The 10,809-nt window shown below is 36.0% G+C and carries 10 protein-coding genes; 8 read left to right on the forward strand and 2 right to left on the reverse strand.

What is annotated here, in order from left to right; all coding sequences use genetic code 11:
• From OQ292_RS33420 to OQ292_RS33455, 8 genes are all read left to right on the forward strand, one after another.
• Entirely contained in the window at positions 1-675 is a 675-nt protein-coding gene (locus OQ292_RS33420) for an ABC transporter ATP-binding protein (RefSeq protein ID WP_284688478.1), read from the forward strand.
• A gap of 139 nt (positions 676-814) precedes the next feature.
• Positions 815-1,195, forward strand: a complete 381-nt coding sequence (locus OQ292_RS33425; RefSeq protein WP_284688479.1) for a hypothetical protein — start codon at positions 815-817, stop codon at positions 1,193-1,195.
• 91 nt (positions 1,196-1,286) lie between these two features.
• Positions 1,287-2,408 carry a cytochrome-c peroxidase gene (locus OQ292_RS33430; RefSeq protein WP_284688480.1) on the forward strand — a complete coding sequence of 374 codons (1,122 nt, stop codon included), beginning with the start codon at positions 1,287-1,289 and terminating at the stop codon, positions 2,406-2,408.
• Positions 2,409-2,413: 5 nt separating this feature from the next.
• Positions 2,414-3,163 carry an MbnP family protein gene (locus tag OQ292_RS33435; protein WP_284688481.1) on the forward strand — a complete coding sequence of 250 codons (750 nt, stop codon included), beginning with the start codon at positions 2,414-2,416 and terminating at the stop codon, positions 3,161-3,163.
• Between the two features lie 7 nt (positions 3,164-3,170).
• A complete protein-coding gene (locus tag OQ292_RS33440) occupies positions 3,171-3,554 on the forward strand; it encodes a hypothetical protein (RefSeq protein WP_284688482.1) in 384 nt (127 codons plus the stop codon).
• Between the two features lie 102 nt (positions 3,555-3,656).
• Positions 3,657-4,472, forward strand: coding sequence for an MbnP family protein (locus tag OQ292_RS33445; RefSeq protein ID WP_284688483.1), 816 nt, complete (start codon positions 3,657-3,659; stop codon positions 4,470-4,472).
• A gap of 7 nt (positions 4,473-4,479) precedes the next feature.
• The gene (locus OQ292_RS33450) at positions 4,480-5,622 is read left to right on the forward strand and encodes a cytochrome-c peroxidase (protein ID WP_284688484.1); all 1,143 of its coding nucleotides are present in this window, start codon (positions 4,480-4,482) and stop codon (positions 5,620-5,622) included.
• A 58-nt stretch (positions 5,623-5,680) separates the two neighbouring features.
• Positions 5,681-6,664, forward strand: a complete 984-nt coding sequence (locus tag OQ292_RS33455; RefSeq protein WP_284688485.1) for a hypothetical protein — start codon at positions 5,681-5,683, stop codon at positions 6,662-6,664.
• Between the two features lie 8 nt (positions 6,665-6,672).
• Here OQ292_RS33455 and OQ292_RS33460 read toward each other — a convergent pair whose 3' ends face one another.
• Together OQ292_RS33460 and OQ292_RS33465 are read right to left on the reverse strand one after the other, a co-directional pair.
• Positions 6,673-9,642, reverse strand: coding sequence for a tetratricopeptide repeat protein (locus OQ292_RS33460; RefSeq protein WP_284688486.1), 2,970 nt, complete (start codon positions 9,640-9,642; stop codon positions 6,673-6,675).
• A 242-nt stretch (positions 9,643-9,884) separates the two neighbouring features.
• On the reverse strand, positions 9,885-10,760 hold the full coding sequence (locus tag OQ292_RS33465; RefSeq protein WP_284688487.1) for a DUF2167 domain-containing protein: 876 nt from the start codon (positions 10,758-10,760) through the stop codon (positions 9,885-9,887).
• Positions 10,761-10,809: the final 49 nt, after the last annotated feature.

The following is a 10,809-nucleotide window of genomic DNA, read 5'->3' on the forward strand; positions in this document are numbered from 1 at the left end:
ATGAAAGATTTAGCATTATCAGCCAAAAGCATAGAAAAATATTTTCATCAGCCACAAACCTTTCAGGTTTTAAAGAATATAAACTTTGAGGTAAAAAAAGGCGAATTTCTGGCACTCGTTGGTAAGTCGGGTTCAGGTAAATCCACATTGTTGTATGTGCTATCTACCATGGATACAGACTATTCTGGCAAACTAGAAATTAACGGCTCACCCGTAACTGGAAAAACCCAAAACGAACTAGCCGCTTTTAGAAATGCACACATCGGTTTTGTATTTCAGTTTCATTACCTCTTGCCAGAGTTTACCGCGATAGACAATGTGATGTTGCCAGCATTAAAACTGGGCAATAAACCCAAAGAAGAAATACGCGAAAAAGCTTTGGCAAACCTCGATTTGTTGGGTTTAAAACCTCAAGCAGAAAAACAGGCTAACAAACTTTCGGGTGGGCAACAACAGCGTGTAGCCATTGCCAGAGCTTTAATAAACGAGCCGGCGATTATTATGGGTGACGAACCTACTGGCAACCTCGACTCTAAAAACACCAAAATTGTATTCGACATTTTTAAAGAACTCGCTGCTGAAAGAGGGCAAACCATTATTTCAGTAACTCACGACGATGAATTTGCCGCCAATTGCGACAGAGTAATCGAACTAGCTGACGGTGAATTAGTTTGACATTAATTTGCCATCAGTCTCACTCAGGCTTAATTATCAGCTCAGTAATCGGATTTTTTACTGATGTATATTGTGAAAGCTTCATTATAAATTGGGATGAGTTATTGGTTTTAAATTTTAAGCCTTTACATTTGTAGCGTTGAAAAAACTATTTTCCATATTAACCCTTCAGCTATTTGTATTTGGCTTGTTTAGCCAGAGTTTTATCGTATTAAATTACGAGCTGAACAAAGAAGTGCTCACCGAGCTTTTTTGTATTAATAAGGAAAAACCCATGACTATGTGTATGGCAAAATGCCATTTACAAAAGCAGTTAGAGCAAGATCAGGAACAAAAAGAGAAAAAACAGCTAAGTCAATCAATGGCTATGTTTTTTGTATCTACTGTTGCCGAAGATTTTTGCTTCAATAAAACTGCAATGCCTTCCCCCCTAGTACAAAAAGGAATTACTCCTTACAGATTCACAATTATTCAAAAATTATCTACTCAGATTTTCCATCCACCAAAATCATTTTGCTAAAATAAATGTTCCTTTTAAGGAGGATTATGCCCTGTTTAGCTGTCTAAATAGGCGAATTTTAGTGGCAAAATAATTTTGACAACCAATTTACATGAATAGACTAATTTACTGTCTTGGCATGCTGGTGCTCTTGCTAGCTTGCGACGACAATAATCCAGAAGAAGATATCAGCTACCCAGAAAGCTATGATTTGGAGGCTGATTTACCTTACTATTTCGGTACTAACTACGAAATTCCTGAAGACAACCCGATGACAGTGCAGGGCATAGAACTAGGTAGAATGCTCTTTTACGAAACCAAGCTTTCTGGCGATAATACCATGTCTTGTGGCAGTTGCCACTTACAAGAACTGGCTTTTACCGATGGCAAATCGGTAAGTGCCGGAATTGATGGTATAGAAGGTACAAAAAGCGCTATGTCTATCTCCAACATGTTGTGGAATAAAAAATTCTTTTGGAATGGTCGTGCAGAAAGTTTAGAGGAGCAAGCACTCATTCCAATTCAAGATGAGATCGAACTCCACCAAAGTTTAGAAGATGCTGTAGCCAAATTACAAGCTACAGAAGAATATCCGCCATTGTTTTTAAAAGCCTTTAAATCTGAGGAAATCACCTCCGAAAATATAGGCAAAGCCATTGCACAATTTGAGCGTACGCTTATTTCTTCTAACTCAAAATACGACCAATATTTAAAGGGAGAATATACACCTACTGTTGAAGAACAATTGGGTATAGATTTATTTTTTACGCATCCAATTCCGCAAGCAGGTTTAAGAGGTGGTAACTGTGGCGACTGCCACACCAATGTATTAACCACTGGCGACCTTTCTGCTTTTAATGGTTTCCATAATAATGGATTAGATGAAGATGCAGACCTCGACACAGGACTAGAAGAAGTAACTGGCAACGAAACCGATAAAGGTAAATTTAAAGCGCCCACCTTGCGAAATATTGAGCTTACAGCACCTTACATGCACGATGGCAGGTTTAGCACTTTAGAAGAAGTACTTGAACATTACGACCAACACATCTTTACAAGTGAGACACTCGATCCGCTGATTATTGAAGCCAGTAACGAGATTCGTTCCGAGGGAGACCCGATACAACTTTACCTCACAGACGATGAGAAACAGGCAATTATCGCATTTTTAAAAATGCTTACAGATGATGACTTTATAACCAATGAAAAATTTTCAAACCCTTTTGAAGAATAGAAGCTATGAATAAATTGATTAAAATTTTACCCTTTCTAATTCCAGTTTCGCTATTCAGTTGTGATGATGATGACCCTGTTGAAGAAGATAACACTGGAAGCATAAAGCTTGTAGTAAACATCTTAAACGATGGCGAAGCACTAGAACTTGATAGTAAAGAGTATACCAACGAGGCAGGTAATGTCTATACAGTCACTGAATTTAAGTTTTACCTCAGCAATGTAAAACTGAGAAATACATCTACAGGCGCTTTTTATCTTGAGCCAGATAGTTACCATTTAGTGGAAAGATTACCCGAAAGCAATGTGTATGAGATTGAAATAGATGATGTGCCGATAGAAACCTACAACCAATTAGAGTTTGCTGTTGGGGTAGATAATGGCAAAAACTATTCGCTAGACAATGTAGGTGCACTCGACCCAACTAACAACATGGCTTGGGACTGGAACACTGGTTATAAATTTCTTTTACTAGAAGGTAGACACTTAAATGGAAGTGATACTCCTGCTGGTTTGGTAATGCATATCGGTAGCGATTCTAACTATAAAACCATTAAGTTGAGTACCGACACTGTTGAAATAGCTCAAGGCAAAGAAGCTGTGTATAACATTAATGCAGAAATTTCGCAGATTTTTAAAGAACCAAACACCATAGATTTTACAACAAACAATGTGGTAATGTTCGATTCTATTGCGAATAAAGTAGCTGCCAACTATGCCAATAATATGTTTTCCATCAGCAGTGTAGAAGACTAATAAAAGCTTGATAAAAAAGCATTTCCATATTATCCTTTTCATTTTGGTATTGCTCACCGGCAATATGCGCTTTGCTATTGTAAATACCTGCTATCAAATAAATAAGCAGAACATAGCAAAGTACCTGTGTGAGAATACCGATAAACCAGAAATGCATTGCGATGGGAAATGCTTTATGAATAAAAACCTGCAAAGTGGAAACGAAACTCCGGATGATCAAAAAAGCAAAAATCCCGGATTTCTTTATAAAATCGACTTTTTCAAATTACAGAATGAAGAAATTCATTTTGATGTAGCTGAAGTTTCCACACTGCAAAACTTTTCCAATTACAGTTTCATTCTTCTTGAGTCTGAAAACTCAAAGGTATTTCGCCCGCCCATTGCTTCATAATTCATAGTACCCTTTTCAGATGTTCTCAATAGCAACTCTAGCTATTGGTGCATTTGCATACATCTAAATTTTTATGAATTATTTATACGAAATACCATAACAATGAAAATTTCAACAATTAGTAAATACATATTTCTTGCATTCACACTCGCATTTTTCAATTCTTGTAATGACGATGACGACGATACTCAGGATGTAACCGAAGCAGGTACGATAAGCATCAATTTCTCAAATGTAATTGGCACCAGCGATGTAGAGCTCGCTACAGACTTTACTGCTACCAGCGGAGATGAAATCACTTTTACCCGCTTTCAATACATCATTAGTAATGTTACACTTATCGGAGAAGATGGCAGCACTTATTTAATTCCAGATTCATACTATATTTTCGGGCAAGCTAGCGATACTTCTGCATTAAAAGAGGCTATTGAAATCGCGGATATTCCTGCCGGAAATTATACTGGTATTCAGTTTTCTGTTGGCGTAGACCCAACTACCAATGCAAATACAGATACTTACCAAAAAGGAGACTTACAAGGTGGTTTAGGTATGGACTGGGGTTGGGCAACTGGTTATAAGTTTATTAACTGGGAAGGTTCTTATTTTAATACTTCAACCAATGAAGATGTTGTTTTCAGATTCCATATTGGTACTGATGATAATTACAGAACTTTTGAGCAGGATTTTCCATCAACCATTACCATCAATGGAGAGATGACCACCGATATTATGTTTGAAGTGCAAGCAAATGATATTTTTGAAGCAGTTGGTTTGAATGATTTGGGTGTAAATTTACCAGCAACAGATGCTACTTTTACAGGTGTTATGTTTAGCCCGGCTGATAAAGCGACCCTTATTGCAGATGCATATGCGAATATGTTTACGCTACATCATGTAATGAACTCATCTGCTGAATAATATAAACATGAAAAAAGCAGCGAGAAAATATCAGGCAAGTCACTTAAAAATGCTAAGTGCTCCATTAAATATTTTGTTGAAAAGCAATCTATTTATTTGGCTGGTCTCGGCTGCTTTTTTCTTTATTTTTCAGGGATGTGAAGAGAAGAAAAAAGAAATTGCTAGTGATAATCCATTTGTAACTGTAAAAGTAGCTTCTAACCTAGCTGACTCTGTACCTTATCCAGAAAGGAATCCATTTACCATAGAAGGCATCAGTTTGGGAAGGAAGTTGTTTTACGACCCCATACTTTCGGCAAATAACCAAATAGCTTGTGCGACTTGCCACATACAAGGAATGGCATTTACAGAAGGTTCTAGCCTTTCTGTAAGAGGAGTTTCCGGCAAAGAACTGGAAAGGCATGTACCGGCAATCATCAACATTGCTTGGCACAAAGGGCTTTTCTGGGATGGAGGCGTAAAGAATATTGAATCTTTATCTTTTGCACCGCTCACTCACGAAGATGAGATGGGGCAAGACATGGTAGAATTGGTAGAAGAGTTGCAGGCGATTCCAGATTATCGGGCACATTTTAAAAGAGCTTTCGGCATTGACACTATTCATACAGCATATATCGTAAGGGCTTTGGCTCAGTTTCAGCGAACCATCATATCTGATAATTCAAAATATGATCAGTTTATGAGACATGAAGAAGGAGTTGCATTGAGTGAAGTAGAATTGAAAGGCATGCAGGTTTTTGAGGAAAAATGTAGCAGTTGCCATCAAGGTGCATTCTTTACTGACTTTCTTTTTCATAACAATGGCTTAAGCGATACCTTTCCTATGGAGCCAGAACACAAAGCTCAGGGCAGGCATAGAGTTACTTTAAAGCTAGAAGATTTGGGTAGATTTAAAACCCCTACTCTACGCAATGTAATGCTTACTGCTCCATATATGCACGATGGTCGCTTTAAAACCATCAATGAGATTTTGAACCATTACGATTCAGGTATGTTGAGTTCTCCTTCTTTAGATTCGCTTTTTACAGCTAGAAAACCCAAGCCGGGAGTTTCACTTGATCATGCTGAAAAAGAGGCGATTAAAGCATTTCTTCACACCCTTACAGATTATTCATTCATTTCAGATACTACACTGAGCAATCCCTTTTAACAATCTATGATTATGCTATTTGAGATCATGCAAGATTGATCAGACCAAACAAGAAATTATGAAATTAAAAATATATCTATTATGCATATTTGCCGGGTTCCTTTCGGCAAAGTCAGAAGCATGCGACATTTGTAATCTTTTTGAATGCAATTTAATTGGTAATAAAAGCTACTTCGGTATTTACTACAGACATCGAGTGTTTAACGGCTACGGGCATTTAAACCAAAACCATAACCTCATAATGTCTAGAAAAAGCACCATGCACGAGCCAGAAGATGCAGGCTTCTATGCAGATAAAACCCAAAAAGACTACGAAACCTACACTACTTGGGAGTTACGCGGAAACTACACCATTAAAAACAAGGTAAATATTATGATGATTTTGCCTTATAAAAGAAATGTGGTTTACTACGAAAAAGTGATTGATGCACCAAACCCACAAAGAGATAGTTTAATGACTTTGGAAGGTTGGGGAGATTTAACCCTAGGTGCAGATTATATGATAAAACTCGATGGTGGAAAGGCAAAGCACATTTTGAGACCCGGCTTTGCAGTAAATGTACCTACTGGACAACACAGCCAAACAGATGCATACGGAGAAGTATACGACCCGATTATACAACCCGGAACAGGTGCTTGGGCGATCATCATCAGAATGAATTACCAATACTTTAACATGATGAAGAAATACGGTTTTTATGTAAGCATGAATTACAAAAAATCGGAAACAGGTGTGAACCAATACCTTTTTGCAGATAGCTATAATGTACAAGCAGATATATTTTACCAAATGCGGAAAAACCAATGGAGCTTTATTCCAAAAGCGGGTGCATTTTTAGAAACTGCCGGCTATAACACTTATTTAGATGCTACACAAAACCACTCTGGTGGCTCTGTTCTTTTTGGCAATGTAGGCATGGATATAAACCGCGATAAAGTAACACTACAAACTTATTTGCAACTTCCTATTGCAGAAAACCTCAACGGAAACCAATTAGGCAATGCCGGACGAATTAACCTAGGTGTCATCTATAATTTGTAATGTTTCAATCAGGGTATATTTACTGAGGCTAATTGCCCTGATTGTATTTTCTGGATTCCTATAGAAGAAATGCTCATCACTTCGGTAGAAGTACTTTTCTCAGGAGAAAGAATACCAATGAGCGAGATACTGTTCATTTCTGTAGGCTGGTTTTTTTCTAATTCTATCACACCAACCTTAAGTTTTAAGATTTTCGGCAGATACAAGCCGGCAATCATAAATACAATTGAGCCAAAAGAAATTAGAACATAATATCCGGCTGGGAGTAAATCCACTTTCTCATCAGTAGAAACTTTTAAATCAATGCTGTCTATTAGGCCACTATTGTTTTGAATAAAATCTGTGCCTGCCATAGATTTTAGCGCTTCTACAAGGGTATTTTTGTCTTCAAACTTAATCCCTTTAAGCTTGTCAATATCTTTTATTTCATTTTCAACATCGGATAAGATGCTTTCCAAATAGTCAACTGCATTATCATTCAAAATGTATTGGTCGTTACTTTTTGTACCGAAATAAAAGAAATACTGGCTACCAACAAATAATATAAAGGCCATAGCAATTACTAGTACAGCACCAAAACTTTCTAACCTATTTGTTTCTTTGTTGGTGTTCACATATTTCTCTACTTTGCTCTTTGCGGCAAGCGCCTTATGGTTTTCTGGGTCGCACTCACAAGCCTTTATAAAATAATTTAAACTATCATTAAGATAGGCAGATTTAATACCTACTTTAAAATCTTCGTACTGTTTGGTTTTGATGTAGCCCAAAGCATAATAAATGTCAGACAGTTTAATATCTTTATAAACCCGCTCTTTATTGGCTGATTTAGGAGCATGTAAATCTAATCTTTTAGAGCCTGCGCCAGATTTGCCAAGTCTTACTGCATCTTTAAAGTAATTCTCTGCGGATTCCAACATGGCTTCATCTGGCTCGTCGGATGACCTTTGCATAATGCTTTCACCCAAACCAATTAAAGCATCAACATTGTTAGGGTCTCTTTTTAAGATTTTCTTAAAGATATTATCAGCATCAAAATAATCTTTATTCCTCAGATATGCATTACCTAAGTTAAGAGTCAAACTTAAATTATGTGGTTCTAATTTAATGGCTGTTTTAAACGCCCAAACCGCCTCTTTAAACTCATCTTTAATCAAATGTAACTGCCCTTTTAGGTTATACCAAGGCGCACTTTCTTTACCAGTTTTAAGAAAATTGTTAATCAACTCTTTCGCTTTCTCGTATTTTTCTTCGGTAAAATATAACTCAGTCATAGTAAGCTGATCTTGTGCCGTTACAAATGGCTTTTTCAACACTTTTTCGGCCGTTTTTAAATTGGCATTACGCTTCCAGTATAAGCTTACATCAGGGTTTATCATTATACCAGATTGAACTGCATACACTTTATTTAGCGCCAGTAGCAATCCTAAATGCGTTTCATCTTGTTTTAATCCCTTGGTAAATAATTTTATGGCTTTTTCATATTCTCCTAAAACCTCAAAATAAATACCTCCTACATAGAGGTAATTGCTTGGGTCTTTACTAAATGTTTTATCACTTTCTAGCTTGTCTTCATATTTCTGTAAAGCATCATCGCACAACTTTCTAGCTTTATCATATTCACCTTTTTTAAACAAGTAATTGGCTTTGTTATGAAGGGTGTAAACATTCTCTTTATCTTGACTTATCGCTTCATCTAATATTTCAATGGCTTTTTCAAGATTACTTGTAGCATCGTAATGGTTAGAGATGTCTAAAAGTATCTCTTTCATTTCTTTTAGCTCTCTACTTTTGTTGTAGTAGTGCAAGCTCTTATCAAAATCTTTAATAAAATAATTATAGAGATTACCCAATGCCCAATAACCATAGGCAGATTTCTTTTCTTCTACCAGTTTTACAAAATCGGTAACCAGCTCTTCATTGTTAGTTTGCGAAATAATTACATAAATGTTGTAATAAGCTAAATAACTATCTGGACTGTATTCTATACATTTTTCATATTTCAGTCTGGCTTCTTCAAACTTGTAATCTTCTTGGAATATTTTACCTAAACCAAAGTATGAGTGGGGATAACTAGGGTCTATTAAAAGTGCTTTTTCGTAATATGCAATCGCTTTATCGGTATCCTTTTTTTCGAATGAAAGCCCCAGATTATGATAAGCATATATAAAGTTTGGATCTATTTCAATACATTTTTCATACTTCACTATGGCTTCTTCCAAGTTACCCTCTTCTAAATAAATATTACCCAAACCATTGAGTGCATAAGTAAAGGAAGAATTTATTGAAATTGTTTTTTCATAGTAGTATTTAGCTTTGCTATTATCACGATTCTCGTATGTAAGTCCGACATTAAAGTAAGCCAAGTCGTAGTTTGCATCAAGTTCGATACACTTTAGGTATTGCTCTCTTGCTTTTGAAAAATCATTCTTATCAAAATATATGTTTCCTAAACCTAAATATGAGTCAACCCGATTCGGATCGAGAGCAATGGCCTTCTCATAATTAGTTTTTGCATTTTCGGGTTCAGCTTTGTTTAGCAGCAAACCTAAATTAAAGTAAGCTATACTTAAATTTGGATCTATCTCTAAACACTTTTCGTAATTTGCTTTTGCCTCTTCTATTAATCCTTTACCTAGATAAATATTTCCTAGTGCCAAATAAGCATCTACATAAACAGGATCTATCTCAATTGCCTTATTGTAATATTCAACCGACTTGTCTATGTCAATGATTGAATAACTCAATCCTAAGTTAAAGTAAGCCCATTTGTATTCTGGGTTTAACTCAATACATTTTTCGTATTGCTTTATGGCTTCTTCTCTCTTTCCAGCATTGAGCAAAATATTTCCTAATCCATTATAAGCATCTAAAAATGTAGGATCTGCTTCTATTGACTGTTTATATAATTCAATTGCTTTTTCTGGATTGGTACTTTGTAAAGTATTAGCCTCCTGAAAAAAGTCTGTTGCTATGGTCATAAAAGGTGTATCAGAGGTAAATAATATTATAACCCACCATCACTCACTTTATTCAACTCATAACTAATTTAATAATAGTTTTTTAAATTTTAATTGATTTATGAAGGAAAAAACAGCTAGAATTAAAATAAAATGCGGCTAAATAGCTCTTTATTAGAATTTTTTTGATTTAAAAAAAATACTGCCTGCCTTTATGAGATAAAGAACAAACAGTATTTAAATAATATTAGGTCGATTATAGCTTATACCTCCTCTTCTTTCTTACCTGTAATCATTTTCCAAAGTCCGCCGCCTACTGATGCAATACCTAATAGAATCAGTTTCCAGAACTTTGCTAACACAGCAAAGAAACCTACTTTGGCGAGAATTTTTCCAGCAACCAAACCTCCAATCGTCCAAGAAGCCACTTTGTCTATTTCCGGATTAAAATCGGCATACTTGCTTCCCTCTTTAAACTCAACACTGTTAATTACAGGATTGATACTCGCATTTACTTCTGGCATTTCGCTCATAGAAGCAATTGCATTTATCATAAACATCCCTTTTCTGCCTAATACTCTTAGGTTGTAATTTAGAGTGTTTAAACTATCTCCTTTAAAGTTTAGCTCTTTTGCCCAGTGCAGAATTTTTTTATTTTTATCATAAAAAGGATCAGATGCCCAACTCACCAACTCAATAGCTTGATAACCTAACTTTTCTCTTTCTGGGTTTGCAGCTTTTAATTCACTTTGTTGCTCTTCTAGCAGCTCATCATAATCAATATCTTCAGCATCATCATCTTCGATATAACCCACCTCATCGTAACTGATGCTATAAACCCAACTATCGCTGTTAAGTACTCCTTTTTTGTCTGGAACCAATAAACCAATAACAGTTTCATCTTCTGGATTGCCCCATAAGTCTGTAAGCACATATTTACTTTGCTCTTTATCCAAAAAGCCAAAACCTTCTGGCACGTGTAAAATCGCATTCCCTGCTTCCAACTCAATTACACCTTTTTGATAATTGAGCGATGACTCTATTTCAGCATACATTAAAGCCAAACTGTCCACCTCCTGACTATAACTTTTTAAGTACAGTGATAAAAGGACTGCTACAAGGGTGAAAACTTTTCTCATAAGATTAGATAAACGGATTAGAATTTTGTTTTAAAATGATTGATGTTAG

Origin of the sequence: Chondrinema litorale (assembly GCF_026250525.1) — a bacterium.
GTDB classification, from domain to species: domain Bacteria; phylum Bacteroidota; class Bacteroidia; order Cytophagales; family Flammeovirgaceae; genus Chondrinema; species Chondrinema litorale.

Bases quoted from the DNA above. Each gene is read 5' to 3' on its own strand.
- OQ292_RS33465 (WP_284688487.1), bottom strand. From the start codon at position 10,760: ATGAGAAAAGTTTTCACCCTTGTAGCAGTCCTTTTATCACTGTACTTA.
- OQ292_RS33450 (WP_284688484.1), top strand. From the start codon at position 4,480: ATGAAAAAAGCAGCGAGAAAATATCAGGCAAGTCACTTAAAAATGCTA.
- OQ292_RS33420 (WP_284688478.1), top strand. From the start codon at position 1: ATGAAAGATTTAGCATTATCAGCCAAAAGCATAGAAAAATATTTTCAT.
- OQ292_RS33435 (WP_284688481.1), top strand. From the start codon at position 2,414: ATGAATAAATTGATTAAAATTTTACCCTTTCTAATTCCAGTTTCGCTA.
- OQ292_RS33455 (WP_284688485.1), top strand. From the start codon at position 5,681: ATGAAATTAAAAATATATCTATTATGCATATTTGCCGGGTTCCTTTCG.
- OQ292_RS33460 (WP_284688486.1), bottom strand. From the start codon at position 9,642: ATGACCATAGCAACAGACTTTTTTCAGGAGGCTAATACTTTACAAAGT.
- OQ292_RS33445 (WP_284688483.1), top strand. From the start codon at position 3,657: ATGAAAATTTCAACAATTAGTAAATACATATTTCTTGCATTCACACTC.
- OQ292_RS33430 (WP_284688480.1), top strand. From the start codon at position 1,287: ATGAATAGACTAATTTACTGTCTTGGCATGCTGGTGCTCTTGCTAGCT.